The 14,271-nt window shown below is 70.2% G+C and carries 17 protein-coding genes; 10 read left to right on the top strand and 7 right to left on the bottom strand.

Annotated features, from left to right (window positions below; genetic code table 11):
- The first annotated feature begins 366 nt into the window (after positions 1–366).
- Complete coding sequence (locus ACFQUZ_RS22510; RefSeq protein WP_377445571.1) at positions 367–1,323, top strand: hypothetical protein; 957 nt, start codon at positions 367–369, stop codon at positions 1,321–1,323.
- Positions 1,323–2,273 (top strand): serine hydrolase, encoded by a 951-nt coding sequence (locus tag ACFQUZ_RS22515; RefSeq protein WP_377445574.1) that lies wholly within the window; start codon positions 1,323–1,325, stop codon positions 2,271–2,273. The genes ACFQUZ_RS22510 and ACFQUZ_RS22515 overlap by 1 nt, the downstream gene beginning before the upstream one ends.
- A gap of 32 nt (positions 2,274–2,305) precedes the next feature.
- Here ACFQUZ_RS22515 and ACFQUZ_RS22520 read toward each other — a convergent pair whose 3' ends face one another.
- The 5 genes from ACFQUZ_RS22520 to ACFQUZ_RS22540 form a co-directional block, all read right to left on the bottom strand.
- Positions 2,306–2,716, bottom strand: a complete 411-nt coding sequence (locus ACFQUZ_RS22520) for a type II toxin-antitoxin system VapC family toxin (protein ID WP_377445576.1) — start codon at positions 2,714–2,716, stop codon at positions 2,306–2,308.
- A complete protein-coding gene (locus ACFQUZ_RS22525) occupies positions 2,713–2,991 on the bottom strand; it encodes a type II toxin-antitoxin system Phd/YefM family antitoxin (protein WP_377445579.1) in 279 nt (92 codons plus the stop codon). The genes ACFQUZ_RS22520 and ACFQUZ_RS22525 overlap by 4 nt, the downstream gene beginning before the upstream one ends.
- A gap of 104 nt (positions 2,992–3,095) precedes the next feature.
- Positions 3,096–3,944 (bottom strand): menaquinone biosynthetic enzyme MqnA/MqnD family protein, encoded by an 849-nt coding sequence (locus ACFQUZ_RS22530; protein WP_377445581.1) that lies wholly within the window; start codon positions 3,942–3,944, stop codon positions 3,096–3,098.
- A gap of 33 nt (positions 3,945–3,977) precedes the next feature.
- Positions 3,978–4,784: an MFS transporter gene (locus ACFQUZ_RS22535; RefSeq protein ID WP_377445584.1), complete on the bottom strand. Its 807-nt coding sequence runs from the start codon at positions 4,782–4,784 to the stop codon at positions 3,978–3,980.
- Positions 4,785–4,812: 28 nt separating this feature from the next.
- Positions 4,813–5,463 (bottom strand): TetR/AcrR family transcriptional regulator, encoded by a 651-nt coding sequence (locus ACFQUZ_RS22540; RefSeq protein WP_377445587.1) that lies wholly within the window; start codon positions 5,461–5,463, stop codon positions 4,813–4,815.
- Positions 5,464–5,645: 182 nt separating this feature from the next.
- Between ACFQUZ_RS22540 and wrbA the strand changes: the two genes are divergently transcribed.
- The 4 genes from wrbA (at position 5,646) to ACFQUZ_RS22560 (ending at position 9,328) form a co-directional block, all read left to right on the top strand.
- On the top strand, positions 5,646–6,257 hold the full coding sequence (gene wrbA / locus ACFQUZ_RS22545; RefSeq protein ID WP_377445590.1) for an NAD(P)H:quinone oxidoreductase: 612 nt from the start codon (positions 5,646–5,648) through the stop codon (positions 6,255–6,257).
- 176 nt (positions 6,258–6,433) lie between these two features.
- Positions 6,434–6,679 carry an Arc family DNA-binding protein gene (locus ACFQUZ_RS22550; protein WP_377445592.1) on the top strand — a complete coding sequence of 82 codons (246 nt, stop codon included), beginning with the start codon at positions 6,434–6,436 and terminating at the stop codon, positions 6,677–6,679.
- Positions 6,676–7,098: a type II toxin-antitoxin system VapC family toxin gene (locus ACFQUZ_RS22555; protein ID WP_377445594.1), complete on the top strand. Its 423-nt coding sequence runs from the start codon at positions 6,676–6,678 to the stop codon at positions 7,096–7,098. The genes ACFQUZ_RS22550 and ACFQUZ_RS22555 overlap by 4 nt, the downstream gene beginning before the upstream one ends.
- A gap of 214 nt (positions 7,099–7,312) precedes the next feature.
- Entirely contained in the window at positions 7,313–9,328 is a 2,016-nt protein-coding gene (locus tag ACFQUZ_RS22560) for a HelD family protein (RefSeq protein WP_377445596.1), read from the top strand.
- Between the two features lie 43 nt (positions 9,329–9,371).
- On the opposite strand, the gene ACFQUZ_RS22565 is transcribed toward ACFQUZ_RS22560, so the two are convergent.
- Positions 9,372–10,424 (bottom strand): oxidoreductase, encoded by a 1,053-nt coding sequence (locus tag ACFQUZ_RS22565; protein WP_377445599.1) that lies wholly within the window; start codon positions 10,422–10,424, stop codon positions 9,372–9,374.
- A 320-nt stretch (positions 10,425–10,744) separates the two neighbouring features.
- Between ACFQUZ_RS22565 and ACFQUZ_RS22570 the strand changes: the two genes are divergently transcribed.
- The 4 genes from ACFQUZ_RS22570 to ACFQUZ_RS22585 are packed head-to-tail and all read left to right on the top strand — an operon-like array spanning position 10,745 to position 13,501.
- A complete protein-coding gene (locus tag ACFQUZ_RS22570) occupies positions 10,745–11,383 on the top strand; it encodes a transporter (protein WP_377445601.1) in 639 nt (212 codons plus the stop codon).
- On the top strand, positions 11,380–11,796 hold the full coding sequence (locus tag ACFQUZ_RS22575) for a transcriptional regulator (protein ID WP_377445604.1): 417 nt from the start codon (positions 11,380–11,382) through the stop codon (positions 11,794–11,796). The genes ACFQUZ_RS22570 and ACFQUZ_RS22575 overlap by 4 nt, the downstream gene beginning before the upstream one ends.
- Complete coding sequence (locus ACFQUZ_RS22580; RefSeq protein WP_377445606.1) at positions 11,793–12,764, top strand: ABC transporter ATP-binding protein; 972 nt, start codon at positions 11,793–11,795, stop codon at positions 12,762–12,764. The genes ACFQUZ_RS22575 and ACFQUZ_RS22580 overlap by 4 nt, the downstream gene beginning before the upstream one ends.
- Positions 12,764–13,501 carry an ABC transporter permease gene (locus ACFQUZ_RS22585; protein ID WP_377445609.1) on the top strand — a complete coding sequence of 246 codons (738 nt, stop codon included), beginning with the start codon at positions 12,764–12,766 and terminating at the stop codon, positions 13,499–13,501. Before ACFQUZ_RS22580 ends, ACFQUZ_RS22585 begins: the two co-directional genes overlap by 1 nt.
- Positions 13,502–13,598: 97 nt before the next feature.
- On the opposite strand, the gene ACFQUZ_RS22590 is transcribed toward ACFQUZ_RS22585, so the two are convergent.
- On the bottom strand, positions 13,599–14,271 hold a 673-nt coding region (locus tag ACFQUZ_RS22590; protein WP_377445612.1), incomplete at its 5' end, for an IS481 family transposase.

The following is a 14,271-nucleotide window of genomic DNA, read 5'->3' on the forward strand; positions in this document are numbered from 1 at the left end:
GCCGCGGCGATGCCACCCGTCTCGATCGCCCACCGGCTCCGGGTCTCGATCGCCCACCGACTCCGAGCCTCGATCGGCCATCGACTCCGTGGCCCCGGCCACCAACTGTCATGACCTCGGTCACCAGGAGTGATCGGGATCGTCACCGTACGGCCCCTTTAATGGTTATTTGGGGTGATCGACGGTAACCCACCGGCGTCGACATCTGGCATCTCCCGGTCCTGCGCATAGAATTGGCCGGTCATCGACCGACGTGTGATCCACATACCTCGCCCGTCGTGACACGACCCGGCCGCCTCCCCACGTGCGACCCATATCCCCAGCCCCAGTCCCCCTGGGCCCGACCTCCCGGAGTCACACCCGCCCATGCGTCCCCGCGTGATCATGGTGCTCGCCATCGCGACGATCGTCCTCGGTGCCGCCCTGCTGGTCCCGGCCGCCCTCGGGACATTCTCCGGCGGCAACGGCCCGCTCGGCCTCAACCTGGCGGGAACGCGCCCGACGCCACCACCTCCGTCCGCTCCGCCGCCACCCAGCCTCCGGCCGGCATCGGTCCAGGTGCCGGTGGACGGCTTCCTGTCCTGGGCGCTCCTGGACCGGGCGACGGGTGAGATCTCCGGCTCCCCGAACCGCACGGCGACCAATTCCACCGAGTCGATGATCAAGGTTTGGCTGGTCTCCGACTACCTACGCCGACTGGGCGACAAGCAGCCGCCCGCCGAACGCTTGAAGCAGGCCAGCCGGGCGATCCGGAACAGCGACGACAAGGCTGCCGAGTCGCTCTTCAACGCGGGCGGCAGAGGTCCCGTGATCGACCGACTCATCGACATGTGCGGCCTCACCGCCACCAAGAAGGCGAAACCGCCCGGCAAGTCCTACATCGGTTGGGCCTACACCCAGATCTCGGCGCCGGACGCCGCCCGCCTCGGCGACTGCGTGGCCAGCGGCAAGGCCGCCGGCCCCAAGTGGACGCCCTGGGTACTGGAGGAGATGACAAAGGTCGAGGGCAGCACCGCGGCCAAGGACCAGCAGCGCACCAGCGGCGGCGGCCGATGGGGCATCATCGACGGGCTGCCGAAGTCGATCCTCGACCAGGGCCCGGTCAGCATCAAGAACGGCTGGACGTTGATAAACGCGGACGGGCTCTGGCACCTCAACTGCCTGGCGGTCACGGACGAGTGGTCACTCGCCGTGCTGATGCGCTACCCCGGCAAGGCCGGCCTGAAGTACGGCGCGACCACCTGCGCCACCGTCACGAGCCAACTGGTGACGCCACAGCCCGGAGCCGCTCTCAAGGTTCCTCAACCGTTGGGTAAGGCCTGATGGCCGAGTATCACGGACGTCGCCGCCGCGCCGAGAAGATGACCCCGTTCCGCGTGGTCGTCACGGTCGTTGTGGTGCTCGCCGTGGCGTTCGGTGCGCTCCGGTTCATCCCCGGCTCGCCGCTCGCCGCCGACTCGGTGGCCAGGTGGGGCCACACCGCGAACACCCGGGCTCCGGGAACCGAGGCGCCGCCAGCCAGTCGCTCGGGGCGGCCATCGCCGTCGCCGTCCCCTTCGCCGGCCCTGCCGCCACTCGACATCGCATCGGCCAATGTGAAGGTCGACACGAGCGGGTGGTGGTCCTGGGCGATGCAGGACACCCGTACCGGGAAGATTTCGGGATCGGCGAACATGGCCGAGACCAACACCACGGCGTCTCTGATCAAATCCTGGATCGCCGCCGACTTCCTGCGCCGCTCGGCCGAGCAGGGCACCACACCCAGCAGCACCCGGATGGAACAGGTCCGGGTCATGATCCGGGACAGCGACAACGACGCCGCACAGAGTCTGTGGAAGGTGGTCGGTCAGTCGAAGTCGATAGGCCGGCTCATCCACATCTGCAAGCTGACCGACAGCAGCGCCTACAAGAACCTGTGGAGCAACACCCGGCTATCCCCCCGCGACATCACCCGGCTCGGCGCCTGCATCGCCGACGGCCGCGCCGCCGGCCCGAAGTGGACCAACCACCTGCTGAAGGAGATGCGGGCGGTACGCGGGGTCGGCACCTTCGGCATCCGCAAGGCCTTCCCCGCCGAAGAGCAGCCGAGCATCGCCATCAAGAACGGCTGGGTCGACCGGCAGGCGACTCAGGAATACCACGTGAGCTGTCTCGCCATCGGTGACGGCTGGACGGTCGGGGTGATGGCCCGCTATCCGATCCGGCTCGACTACACGCACGGCGCCAAGATCTGCGAGAGCGTCGGCGAGCAGCTCCTCGCCGCCGCGACGTAGCCAGCCGGCTGCCTTTCCGGCGCGATGGCGGCTCAGTTCTGGCCGGGACTCGCGACGGGCAGTCCTGCTTCCTTGGCGCACTCGAGCAGTCGTCGGTCGTAGCTGACAAAGGCGACGAGTGTCGTTCCGGACTCGTTGGTCAGCACCTGAGCGGTGGCCAGGTGGATAGCGTCAAGGCTGCGCAGCGTCGGCTCGGCGAACGCGGCCGCCGTCGCGCGGATGGTGCTGTCGATCTCCAGCCGAAAGAGTCGACCGACGGCCGCCGGCACTCCAATCAAGGCCTGCGGAGCCGACCGGCGCAACGCTCTGGGCACTTCCACCTCAACGAGCGCGGAGGAGACCAGTGGCACGTCGTCATGGGCATTGAGCCAGGAGACAAGGTCAGCAGTGCATGCCTCCTGCCGAACCAGCTTGACGACGGCAGCGGAATCCAGATAGATCACCAGCGCTCCTCGTCCCGCATCGCGGCGACCGTGGCGGCTGCGTCCGCGTCCTCGTCACCGAGCTTCGGCGGAAGTGGAACGGGACCGCCTCCGATCGGGGCGACGGCCCTCCCCGCCGCCACCAGCTTCGCCAGCATCGACCTGTCGTCATTCACCGGAACAAGTCGGGCGATCGGATGCCCACGATCGGTGATCTCGACGGTCTCGCCGCCGCTCACCCTGGCCAACACCTGGCTCGTGTTCTGGTTCAGCTCCCGGACACCGATGCGCTCCATGAACAAGAGTGTAGAACTCAATGTTCTACTTTCCCAGCCACTCTTGCGTCATGAGTGCATGGTGGCAACTTGTGCTGCCACAGCCTGACAGCCGGCGGACCGGTTCAGGCGGCGAAGAACCGCGGACCGTCGGCGGGTAGCGCCGACGCGGCGCCGAGCGCCGCGGCCCGGCGCGCGAACTCCCGGAGCCCCGCCACCTGCCGCTCCCCCAGCGAGAAGTCCAGGGCCCGGAAGTAGCTGGCCAGCGTGTCGGCGTCGAACGGCTCCCAGCGGGCGGCGGATTCGGCCACCTCGTCCAGTTCGGCCAGGCAGAGGTCGCGCGAGCGGAGGAACGCCTCGTGCACCTCCTTGACCCGGCCCGGGTGCGCTGCGGCGAACTCACGGCGGACGGCCCAGACGGCGAACACCATCGGCAGACCGGTCCAGTCCCGCCACGCCTCACCCAGGTCGGTGACGGTGAGACCGCGGCGCGGTGCCTCGTACAGGGCGCGCAGGGCGGCGTCCCCGATCAGTACCCCCGCATCGGCCTCCAGCAACATCTGGGTCAGGTCGGGCGGGCAGCGGAAGTACTCCGGCCTGGCGCCGTAGCGCTCGCCGAGCAGCATCTGGGCGAGCAGGACCCCGGTCCGCGACGTGGAGCCGAGGGCCACCTTCGCCCCGTCCAGTTCGGGCAGCGGACGGGTGGACACGACGTTGACCGAGAGCACCGGGCCGTCGCTGCCCACGGCGAGATCGGGCAGCAGCAGCAGGTCGTCGGCGTGCCGCAGGTACTCGACCAGGGAGATCGGGCCGATGTCGAGGTCGCCGGCGACCAGGGCGCCGCTCAACTGCTCCGGCGTGTCCTTGTGCAGGTCGACGTCGATCAGGGCCCCGGACCGCATCAGCCCCCAGTAAATCGGCAGGCAGTTCAGGAACTGGATGTGCCCCACCCGGGGCCGACGGAGGTCGGTCACGACCCGACCGTATCCCGCATGTTGGACCACCGTTCAGCGGGCTGCCGGGAACGTGGCCAATCCCGCATCCGTCTCCACCGACGACCTCCGCGCCGCCCGCCGGACGGGCAGGACACCGGCGGCGGCCACCACCAGGCCGGCGGCCCCGCACAGTGCCACCGACGGACGTGGTGCGAGGACCGCCAGGAGTACGCCGCCGAGCAGGTATCCGATCATTGCTGCACCCTGTCCGGAGGCGTTCAGCATGGCGAAGGCGCGCCCTCGGACCGGCTCGGGGGCGCGGCGGGTGGTCAACACGATGGTCATGACGTTTACCCCACCGTTGCACGCGCCGCCGGCCAGGGACAGCGGAACGATCAGCACGGCTGCCGGAACCGCCGCCGTGGCCAGCACCATCAGGCTGCATCCACCAAGCATGATCAGTGCGGCCAGGGCGAGTACGCCGTCGTCACTCCACCGCCGCGCCAACTGGCCCAGTGTCCAGACCCCGACCAGGGAGCCGGCCATCCAGGAGGCGGTGACGAATCCGTACATCGTCGCCGATGCGCCAAGCGTCTCCCGGACGAAGAAGATCTGCACGACGTTGATCGCCCCGACCGCGGCCACGACGGCGGCAATGGCGAGCACCACCGTGCGCAACAGATGATCTCGGCGCATCCGCCATCGGTCGACGTCGGCCGCCCCGTCGGCGCCCACCCCGGCCAGCATCGCGCCGCGACTCGGACCGGCCTGACCCGGCCCGTCCGCCGGGCGTCGCGTCCCGCCGCGACGGGTCCGCAAAAGCAGCCCGGTGGCGGCCAGCAGCAGGAAGCTCGCCACATTGATCAACAGCAGGCACATCAACCTCGGTGCGGGCGCCGGGTTTCGACTACCCCCGCGCACACCGGTCCGCCCCCGCACAGATCGCGGCCACGAGCGTGTCCAGGCCGGCCTTGATCCGCTCGCCGGAGTAGCCCCGACCCCGCCGCTGGTGGTCGATCATGCTCGGGGCGAGCGCGGCCAGCATGGCGTCCGCCAGGTAGTGCGCGTCGACCCCGGGTGCGACGTCGGCGAGCAGCAGCGCGAGGTGAGCGTGCCTGAGCTGGTGCGGACCGAACCGGTACCAGCCGCTCGGCGACCCCTTCTCGGCCAGCAGGAACAGGTCCAGTTGTTCTTCGATGCGGTCGTACATGGCGTGCAGGAAGGCCCGGATCCGCTGGTCCGGCGGAGCGCCCGGGCCTAGCGGCGGCGGCCCGGACAGGACGGCGGTCTGGAACTGGATCTCCCGGTCGTTGATCAGGGCGGCGATCAACCGGCCCCGGTCGCCGAAGCGCCGGTAGACGGTGCCGACACCCACGCCGGCCGCCCGGGCGACCTCATCAAGAGACAGGGCGGTGCACCCGTCCCGGGCCATCAGGCGCGCCGCCGCATCGAGGATCTTCCGGCGGTTGCGGGCGGCGTCGGCCCGCTCGACCGGCTCCTGGCCGAGCACCGGCAGCAACGGACGTCGCATACCGGTGGATGGGCTGGTCCGCTCCATGGCGCTCCCTCCGCTCTCGGCACGTCGTGTCCGGCGCCGGCCAGCAGCACGCACGTCGTGTCGTCAACCCTATGACACGGACAAGCGGAGAACCTTCCGGATAACCGTTGTAATCGGAGGATCCTCCGCATAGGCTTTCGCTGCACCTAACCGGAGGATCCTCCGATTACTTGGGAGATGCCATGTCCGTCAAGATCGCCGTCATCTACTACTCCGCGACCGGGAACGTCCACCGGCTCGCCGAGGCGCTCACCGAGGGGGCGGAGAAGGCCGGTGCCGAGGTTCGCCTCCGGCAGGTGCCCGAACTGGCCCCGGACGCCGCCATCGACAGCAACCCCGCCTGGCGCAGCCACCTGGAATCGGTCCGGGCCAGCGTGCCGGTGGCCACCCACGACGACCTCGTCTGGGCGGACGCCTACGCGTTCGGCTCACCGACCCGCTATGGCAACGTCGCGGCGCAGCTCAAGCAGTTCCTCGACGGCACCGGCCCGCTCTGGGCGACCGGCACAATCACCGGCAAGCCGGCCACCGCATTCGCCAGCGCGGTAAACGTCCACGGCGGAAACGAGTCGACGCTGCTCGCGCTCTACAACACGATGTACCACTGGGGTTCGATCATCGTGCCGCCCGGCTACCTCGACCCGACCGTCTCGGCGGCATTCGGCAACCCGTACGGCACCGCCCACCCGTCCGGCCCCGGCGCGCCCGCGGAGGCGACGCTGGCCGCGGCCCGCTTCCAGGGCGGCCGGCTCGCCACCGTCACCGCCGCGTTGCTCGCGGGCGCCCGGACCTGACCGCTGGCGCGACCCCCGGAGGAACCGCGGATCGGCAAGGAAGCCTGTCCCGGGCTGCCACGATTGTAATCACGGACAGCCAGCCCGGGACACGCGAACTGCGTCACCACCGCCCACAGCCACCTCACCATTAAGTGCTAGCATTGCTAGCACTTGTGGCTATTCAAGGGAGCGGCATGGCAGCCCTGAGCATTCGAGACCTCGACGACTCCGTCCGGGAGAAGCTTCGCCTCCGTGCGGCCCGCAACGGCCGATCAATGGAAGCAGAAATCCGCGCCATCCTGGCCTCCGCCGTTGCCGAGGAAACCCCCCGGACCGATCTCTTCCACGCTCTTGTTGATCGGTTCTCCCAGCTCGGCGGCGTAGATCTGGAGATCCCGGCGCGGAACACGCCACCCCGCCCGGCGGTCCTGCCGGAATGATCGTCCTCGACACCAACGTCGTCTCCGAACTCATGCGCGCCGCCCCTGAACCCGCCGTAGTCCGGTGGCTGCAACGCGGTTCGGGCGACAGTCTCTATACCACGACCATCACCGTCGCCGAGATCCGATACGGCATCGCCCGCCTTGCCGAAGGCCGCCGCCGGGAATCGCTGCACCAAGCCGCCAATGAGGTGTTCGCCGCCTTTCCCCGCCAGGTTCTGACCTTCGACCTCACCGCGGCCAACGCGTACGCCGATGTCGTCGCCGTTCGGGAGAGCCTAGGCAACCCGATCGATGGCTTCGACGCTCAGATCGCCGCCATCTGCCGTGCACACGCGGCGACGCTGGTGACGCGCAACACCAAGGACTTCGCCGATACCGGGGTCGCCACCATCAACCCTTGGCAAGAGAGTCGATGATTGGCCGCGAAGGACTGCGGTAGGGGATGGCTGTGGTGGCAGCCACGCAGCCCGGTCGATGAAATTCGGTGGAATGGGCTTGCCGACCCGCGTACCCTGGTTGACCGCTTGACGGCCGAGGTGAGACAGCACCGCAGCGGACGTCCCCGCGCCAGGTGGCGGCCATCCGCCCCTGGACACGCGAGCGAGCAGCACCAGGACCCGTGGAGTCAGCGTGCCCGCAACCAGACCCGCGATCGATCTCGACACCGACCTCGCCGCCGAGCGCGCGCACCTGGCCGCCTCCCGGGCGGCGCTCCGCCGGATGCGGGAGCGAGCCGAGGCCCTTTACAGCACCGGCGACAAGGTGGCCGGCGACGCGTACACCGCCGAGCAGCTCGGCCGGCACATGGCCCGCCGCGTCGCCGAGCTGGCCGATGATCCGCACACCCCGCTCTTCTTCGGGAGACTCGACTTCGCCGACGGCGATCATCACATCGGTCGGCGGCACGTCACCGACTCCGACGGCGAGCCGATGGTGCTGGACTGGCGGGCACCGATCTCCCGGGCCTTCTACCGCGCCAGCGTCCGCGATCCGCAGGGCGTCAAGGTCCGCCGCCGGTTCGGTTTCAGCGCCGGCGAGTTGACCAGCTTCGAGGACGAGCACCTCGATCGCGGCGAGGAACTCGGCACGGACAGCCGGATTCTGACCGCCGAGATCGAACGCCCCCGGGTCGGCCCGATGCGGGACATCGTCGCCACCATCCAACCCGAGCAGGACGAGTTGGTCCGCGCCGACCTGGACACCTCGATCTGCGTCCAGGGCGCCCCGGGGACCGGCAAGACGGCGGTCGGCCTGCACCGCGCCGCGTACCTGCTGTACCTGCACCGGGAGCGGCTGCGCCGCTCGGGCGTGCTGATCGTCGGGCCGAACCGGGCGTTCCTGTCCTACATCGCGGGCGTCCTGCCCGCGCTGGGCGAGGTGGAGGTCGCCCAGTCGACGGTGGAGGACCTGGTGGCCCGGGTGCCGGTGCGCGCCACCGATGCCCCGGACACCGTCACCGTGAAGCACGACCCCCGGATGGCGGAGGTGCTGCGCCGCGCACTCCACGCCAAGGTCCGCAAGCCGGAGGAGGCGATCGCGGTCTCCGACGGCTCGTACCGGTGGCGGATCGGGCCGGAGGCGTTGCGCCGGGTGGTCGACGAGGCCCGCCGGGAGGGCTTGCCCTACGGCACCGGCCGGGAGCGGGTCCGCGCCCGCGTGGTGGGGTTGCTGCAGAGGCAGGCCGAGGCACGCCGCGCCGAGTCACCGAGCGACGCGTGGCTGCGCCGGATGGGCCGGTCGGCGCCGGTGACCGGGTTCCTCGACGCGGCGTGGCCTGCGGTCACGCCGGCGGGTCTCGTCTTCGACCTGCTCGCCGACCCAGCGGCGTTGGCGGTGGTCGCCGACGGTCTGCTCAGCGACGACGAGCAGCGGACACTGTCTTGGCCCAAGCCGCCCCGCACCGTCAAGTCGGCCCGGTGGAGCGCCGCCGACACGGTTTTGATCGACGAGGCCGCCGGCCTGATCGAACGGCTGCCGAGCTTCGGGCATGTGATCATCGACGAGGCGCAGGACCTGTCCCCCATGCAGGGCCGGGCCATCGCCCGGCGCAGCGAGCACGGCTCGCTCACCCTGCTCGGTGATCTGGCCCAGGCAACCGCGCCGTGGGCCGCCGCCGACTGGCGGGACGCCCTTGCCCACCTCGGTAAGCCGGACGCGTCCGTGGTGCCCCTGACCGTCGGGTTCCGGGTGCCGGCGGTGGTGGTGGCCTTCGCCAACCGTCTGCTGCCGGCGCTCGCGGTAGACGTACCCGCGGCTCGGTCGTTGCGCCGCGACGGCTCACTGGAGATCCGTACCGCGTCGGACCTTACGGCGACGACGGTGGCCGAGGTCCGCGCCGCGCTGGCGCACGACGGATCCATCGCGGTCGTCGCCGCGGACGCGGCGGCCGAGCCGGTACGCGCGGCGCTGCACACCGCCGGCATCGCGACCTCGACCGCGGCGGAGGTCGCGGCCGCGGAGCGGGTCACCGTGGTCCCGGCCAGCCTGGTCAAGGGCCTGGAGTACGACCATGTGGTGGTGGTCGAGCCGGCCGGCATCGTGGCTGCCGAACCGCGCGGCCTGCACCGGCTCTACGTGGTGCTGACCCGGGCGGTGTCCCGGTTGACGGTGGTGCACGCCGAGCCGCTGCCCGAGCCGCTGCGCTGATGGCGCGACGGACCGGCCGTGGCGACGCCGGGCGGCGGCTCGGTCACCACCAGCGCAGCGTGGCCACCCTGCCCTGTTCACCGGAGGCGTAGCAGGCACCGAAGGCACAGTCGACCGCGTCGTAGCTGCCGGTGTCGAACCGCGTCCAGGTCCGTCCGCCGTCCACGCTGAGGTCGCTTCCGGTCGGCCCGACGGCCAGCGCCCACGGGAGGACCCGGCTTATCCAGGCCGAGCCGGAGCGGTACTCGCCGGGTTCACGGGTGGCGCCGGTCCAGGTCCGGCCGCCGTCCCGGCTCGTCGCCGCCGCGTCGGGGGCGCTGTCCGGCGTCACGTAGTCGCCGCCGACCGCGACGCCCTGTTTCGCCGTGCGGAAGGCGAGCGAGTAGATACCGGCGCTCGGTCCGCTCGGCACCGGCGTTGTGGTCACCGACCAGGTACGACCGCGGTCGGCACTGTGGAACACCCTGGCCTGCGCGCCGCCCCCGGTGGCGAACCAGGCGTTGCCCGAGTGGTCGTCGGCGGTCACCACGCAGGTGCCGCTGGCGGCGAAGGCGAACTCGCCGTCAAGCGCGGCCGGCATACCGTCGGTCGGCAGCACCGACCAGGTCCGGCCACCGTCCGAGGTGGACAGAATGCGGAACTTCCCGTCGACCGGGTCGGACAGGGCGAGTCCGGTGCGGCGGTCGAAGAAGGCCATGCAGTCATAGAAGGCACGCTCGTCGTCGTTGCGGAACGTCTCTCGCCAGGACCGGCCGGCGTTGTCGGTCCGGTAGACACGAGATTCGGCGCCCGGCCCGATCGACAGCACCACCGCGGTGTCCGCGTCGATCGCCTCAATGTCCCGGAACTGCAGTTCCTCGACCCCGGTCGGGCCGACCGACCGCCAGGTTCGGCCGCCGTCGACGGTGCGCAGCACCGTTCCGGCGCTGCCACTGGCCCAGGCCACCGAAGGGCTGACGGCGGCGAGTCCACGAAGGCGGGCGGTCACCCCGCTGTCACCGGAGCGCCAGGACGGCTCGGGCTGCCAGGTGAAACCGGAGGTGGCGGTGAGTACGACGGCCGACAGGGCGATGGTGGCGACGAGGCGGATCCGCATGACTGAGCAAGCTACTCCAGATCGGCGCCCGTGAACATAGATCACCGCTCGCCTCCGTCGCGGCGCCGAGGCGGATATCCGTCCGCCGACCGATCCGGACGGACCGATCACCGCCGACGATGGATGTGGCCGTGACGAGGTGACCAGGGTCGGTTTCCGGAGTTCGTCCCGACGGGCTTGCGCCAGCTGATAAGCGCCGCCGTCTTCGGGCTGTTCGTCGGCGCGATGACGACGGGCTCCGGCCGGCCGTCACCGGCAGGAGGAGACCTATCGAGTTTATGACGCAAACCAATTTGACTTTGTATTGTAAAGTTCTTGGCATGACCTTGAACGAGGAGAACCAACCGCCGGCCAGCCCGGCCGAGTCGCTCCGTCTCATCCAGGAGCAGCAGGCCGCGGCCGCCCGTCAGCTCATCCCGGACCTGCGCGCCTATTACCTCCCCTGGGGACTCGCCTGGTTGATCGGGTTCGGAGTGTTCTTCCTCCGGTACGGTCCGGACGACCGGGTATTCGTCGACATGCCGGCATGGTTGCCGCTGGCCGTCCTGCTCGCCCTGCTGGTGACCGCCATGGTCGTCTCCGGCGTGCTCAGCGCGAAGGCGTACACGCAGGTCAGCGGCGACTCGTCGCGGCGCGGAGGGTGGTACGGCAGCGCCTGGTTCCTCGGCTTCGCCACGCTCGCGGTGACCCTCGCTCGGGTGTCCGGCGACCTGCCGGACGATCAGGCCGGCCTGCTCTGGGCGGGCGCCACGGTCGGCCTCACCGGCGCCCTGCACATGGCGGGTGGGGCGATCTGGCTGGATGGCAAGCTCTTCGCGCTCGGCGTCTGGATCAGCATCATCAACCTCATCGGGGTGATCGCCGGCCCCGGCTGGCACGCGCTTGTCGTCTCGGTGGCCGGTGGTGGCGGAATGCTGCTGGCCGGCGTCCTGGCCGGGCTGGCCCGGAGCCGGCGATGAGTTCCGCCGCCGAACTGGACCCGGTCATCCACGCGCAGGCCCGACTCCGGGTGGTCGCCACCCTCGCGACACTCGCCGACGGAGACCGGATCGCGTTTCCCCGGTTGCAGGAAATCCTCGGCATGACCGCCGGAAACCTCTCCGTTCACCTGCGAAAGCTGGAGGAGGCCCGGTACGTCGAGGTCACCAAGACGCATCGCGGGCGTACCCCCACCACGCTGGTGCGGCTCAGCCGGCGCGGCGCGCTGGCGTTCGACGAATACACCGTCGCGGTACGCGCCCTGCTGGACGCCGCGAGCCCTGACCCGGGCACGGAAAGTCCCGACCCGGACGCCGCAAGCCCCGATCCGGACGCCGCAAGCCACGACTCGGGCGCCATCGACATGCATCACCTCGAGAAGGAGCAAACATGATCCTGGCCAGAGCGGTCGGGGCGACCCGACGCTACGGGGAAGTCCTCGCGCTGGACGACGTACACCTGGACATCCCGGCCGGTGCGGTGATCGGTCTGCTCGGGCCGAACGGAGCCGGCAAGAGCACCCTGCTCAGCCTGCTTGTCGGTCTGCGCCGGGCCAGTTCCGGCCGGGTCGAACTGTTCGGCGGGGACCCCCGCAACCCGGCCAACCGCCGCCGGCTCGGGATGACGCCACAGGAGACCGGCCTGCCCTCCACGCTGCGGGTACGCGAGGTGGTCGACTACGTGTCGGCCCACTTCCCCGACCCGATCCCGCGAGCCGAGTTGCTCGATCAGTTCGGCCTCGGCGACCTGGCCCGTCGCCAGACCGGGGCGCTGTCCGGCGGACAGAAGCGCCGGCTGGCGGTGGCGTTGGCGTTCGTCGGGCGACCCCAACTGGTCGTCCTCGACGAACCGACCACCGGGCTGGACGTCGAGGCCCGTCACACGCTCTGGGACGCCATCCGCGGCTTCCACAGCGACGGCGGCACGGTGCTGCTCAGCAGCCACTACCTGGAGGAGATCGAAGCGCTCGCCGACCGCGTCGTGGTGCTCGGCCACGGTCGGGTGCTCGCCGAGGACACCGTGTCGGCGATCCGCGGCATGGTGGGCATCCGCCGGGTGAGCCTGACCGCCGACCGGGTGCCCGACCTGCCGGGCGTGGTCGGTGTCGAACGCGTCGACGGGCGTACCCACCTGTTGACAAGCGACGCGGACCAGGTCGTCCGCGAGTTGGTGACGAGCGGCCTGCCGTTCTCGGACCTGGAGATCAGGGCCACATCGCTGGAGGAGGCATTCCTGACCATCACCGCGCGAAACAACGAGGCCGGCACCGCGCGGAGCGACAAAACCGGCACCGCGCGGAGCGACAAAACCGGCACCTCACCCAACGACCAGCGGGTCCCCGCCCAGACCGGGAGCAATTGATGCCACTCGCCCTGATCCACGCCCGGTACCAACTCCTGGAGACGATGCGGATCCCGATCGCCGTGGTCGGCAGCGCGTTCTTCCCCGCCGCCTCCATGATCTTCTTCGTGGTGCCGTTCGCCGGGAACGATCCGACCACCGCCACTGTGGCCACCGCCTCGATGGTCACCTTCGCCGTGATGAACGCCAACATCTTCCAGTACGGCATCGGGGTGGCCGAGGACCGGGCGCAGCCCTGGGATCCGTACACCCGGACGCTGCCGGCCGGATCGCTGCCCCGGTTCGCCGGCCGCATCCTGGCCGGCCTGGTACTCACCGCGATATCGCTGATCCCGGTAGTGGTGATCGCGGCGGTGGCCACCGAGGCGACCATCACCCCGGCCGCGTTCGCCACCGCAGCCGGCACCGTGCTGCTGGTGTCGGTTCCGTTCACCCTGCTCGGGCTGGCCATCGGCTATTCGCTGCCGAGCAAGGCGGCGATCGTGGTGGCACAGATCGTCTTCTTCCCGCTGGCGTTCGGCGGCGGGCTACTCTTCGGTCCGGGCAACTCGCCGGGCTTCATCGAGACGATCGCGCCGTTCCTGCCCACCCGTGGCGCCGTCGAACTGATGTGGGCCGCGGTCTCCGACTTCCCCGTCCGGCCGCTCTCGCTCGGCATGCTGGTCGCCTGGATCGTCGCGCTGGGCGCGCTGGCCAGTTGGGCGTACCGCCGCGACGAGGGACTGCGCTACAGCTAACCCCCCGCACCCCGACCCCCCCGACCTCGTCGACCCCCCGACCTCGTCGATCTAGGGCAGATGGTCGCGAGGTGATCTCCAATCACGACCACCTGCCCTAGATGTTCTGTCCGGAGAGGTTGGGTACGCGGCTGGCGGGTGGGTGGCCGCCGAGTGCGGTGTGGGCGCGGTGGTGATTGTAGGCGTGGAGCCAGGCGGGTAATGCGGCTCGTCGGGCGGTTTCTGAGGAGTACGGCTTGGCGTAGGCCCACTCGTCGGTGAGGGTGCGGTGGAAGCGTTCGACCTTGCCGTTGGTTTGGGGTCGGTAGGGGCGGGTCTTCTTCACGCTGATCCCGGCGTGGGTCAGCGTGTCGCGCCAGAGGCGGGAGCGGTAGCAGCTGCCGTTGTCGGTGATGACCCGGCGCACGGTGATGCCGTGAGCGGTGAACCAGGCGTGTGCGCGCAGCCAGAAGCCGACGGCGGTCTCGCGGGTCTCGTCGGTGAGGATTTCGGTGTAGGCCAGGCGGGAGTGGTCGTCGATGGCGGTGTGGAGGTAGCTGTAGCCCAGGCGGGGGCTGCGGTCGCGGGTGCCGCGGCGGGTGGTGGTGCGGGCGCGGTTACGGATGCCTTGTGCGCGGCCGACGCTGCGGTGTCCACCGCCGTCGGGGATGTTGCCGAGTTTCTTGATGTCGATGTGGATCAGGTCCCCGGGGGTGGGGTGTTCGTAGCGGCGGATCGGTGCTCTGGTGGCCCGGTCCAGGTGTGCCAGGCGGGGCACCTTGGCGCGGCGT

Origin of the sequence: Plantactinospora sp. GCM10030261, assembly GCF_042666615.1 — a bacterium.
GTDB lineage: Bacteria > Actinomycetota > Actinomycetes > Mycobacteriales > Micromonosporaceae > KBS50.

Bases quoted from the DNA above. Each gene is read 5' to 3' on its own strand.
- ACFQUZ_RS22525 (WP_377445579.1), bottom strand. From the start codon at position 2,991: ATGGAGCGCATCGGTGTCCGGGAGCTGAACCAGAACACGAGCCAGGTG.
- ACFQUZ_RS22535 (WP_377445584.1), bottom strand. From the start codon at position 4,784: ATGTGCCTGCTGTTGATCAATGTGGCGAGCTTCCTGCTGCTGGCCGCC.
- ACFQUZ_RS22540 (WP_377445587.1), bottom strand. From the start codon at position 5,463: ATGGAGCGGACCAGCCCATCCACCGGTATGCGACGTCCGTTGCTGCCG.
- ACFQUZ_RS22570 (WP_377445601.1), top strand. From the start codon at position 10,745: ATGACCTTGAACGAGGAGAACCAACCGCCGGCCAGCCCGGCCGAGTCG.
- ACFQUZ_RS22580 (WP_377445606.1), top strand. From the start codon at position 11,793: ATGATCCTGGCCAGAGCGGTCGGGGCGACCCGACGCTACGGGGAAGTC.
- ACFQUZ_RS22515 (WP_377445574.1), top strand. From the start codon at position 1,323: ATGGCCGAGTATCACGGACGTCGCCGCCGCGCCGAGAAGATGACCCCG.
- ACFQUZ_RS22555 (WP_377445594.1), top strand. From the start codon at position 6,676: ATGATCGTCCTCGACACCAACGTCGTCTCCGAACTCATGCGCGCCGCC.
- ACFQUZ_RS22565 (WP_377445599.1), bottom strand. From the start codon at position 10,424: ATGCGGATCCGCCTCGTCGCCACCATCGCCCTGTCGGCCGTCGTACTC.
- ACFQUZ_RS22510 (WP_377445571.1), top strand. From the start codon at position 367: ATGCGTCCCCGCGTGATCATGGTGCTCGCCATCGCGACGATCGTCCTC.
- ACFQUZ_RS22585 (WP_377445609.1), top strand. From the start codon at position 12,764: ATGCCACTCGCCCTGATCCACGCCCGGTACCAACTCCTGGAGACGATG.
- wrbA (WP_377445590.1), top strand. From the start codon at position 5,646: ATGTCCGTCAAGATCGCCGTCATCTACTACTCCGCGACCGGGAACGTC.
- ACFQUZ_RS22575 (WP_377445604.1), top strand. From the start codon at position 11,380: ATGAGTTCCGCCGCCGAACTGGACCCGGTCATCCACGCGCAGGCCCGA.
- ACFQUZ_RS22550 (WP_377445592.1), top strand. From the start codon at position 6,434: ATGGCAGCCCTGAGCATTCGAGACCTCGACGACTCCGTCCGGGAGAAG.